Annotated in this window: 2 protein-coding genes; both read left to right on the top strand. The window is 49.0% G+C overall.

The features are described from left to right. Positions 1–525 (top strand): two-component system response regulator MisR (gene misR, locus ACTHUR_RS11885; protein WP_440398709.1); only part of this gene is annotated, 525 nt, incomplete at its 5' end. A 15-nt stretch (positions 526–540) separates the two neighbouring features. Continuing rightward, a partial coding sequence (locus ACTHUR_RS11880; protein ID WP_440398708.1) for a CHASE3 domain-containing protein occupies positions 541–1,040 on the top strand: 500 nt, incomplete at its 3' end.

Genomic DNA, 1,040 nt, shown 5'->3' with positions numbered 1-1,040 from the left:
GACTCCATGATGCCTAAAATGAACGGTTTGGACGTATTGAAAAACGTACGTACCCAAAGCACTGTACCCATCATCATGCTGACTGCAAAAGGTGACGACATCGACCGCATTATTGGTTTGGAAATGGGTGCGGACGATTATGTTCCGAAACCATGTACACCGCGCGAACTCTTAGCCCGCATCAACGCCATCCTACGCCGTGCGCAACACAGCAACGAACAAAACAACGCGCCTAACAGCATTTCTGTCAGCGACGTCGTTTTGTACCCGGCCAAACGCCAAGCCAGCATCAAAGACACTCCGCTCGAGTTGACCAGCACCGAATTCAACCTGCTCGAAGTTTTGATGCGCCACGCCGGACAAGTCGTCAGCAAAGAGACCCTGTCTATCGAGGCACTCGACCGCAAACTGGCTAAATTTGACCGCAGCATCGACGTACACATCTCCAGCATCCGCCACAAATTGGGCGATGCTTCCCTGATTCAAACCGTACGCGGCTTAGGCTACCTGTTTGTTAAAAACTAAAGATTAAACAGATCAATGAAACTGTTTCAACGCATCTTCGCCACATTTTGCGCAGTTATCGTCTGCGCAATCTTTGTGGCGAGTTTTTCATTTTGGCTGGTACAAAACACCCTCGCCGAAAACCAATTCAACCAACGCCGCACCATCGAAACCACACTGATGAACAGCATCGTTTCCGCATTCAACTCACGCGGAGACAGCGGTGCGCGCGAAATTCTTTCTGAATGGAAAAACAATCCGGTTTCCAATGCCGTTTATGTGATTACCGGCGACGATAAAAAAGATATTTTAGGCCGCAATATCGACAGCCTATCCATCGAACGCGCCCGTATTTTTGCCATCAATAATCCTGAATCTGATTTGGCACACATCGAATACGACCGTTTCGGCGAAGAATACCTCTTCTTCATTAAAGGCTGGGACAACCATCAGGCCCAACGCCTCCCTAGCCCGCTCTTCATTCCCGGCCTGCCGCTTTCGCCTATTTGGCACGAATTTATTATTCTGTCTTTCAT

The sequence above is a fragment of the Neisseria sp. P0021.S007 genome, assembly GCF_051956855.1.
Note: the sequence above shows the minus strand (reverse complement) of the source record. Positions and strands in the feature narration are given on the sequence as shown.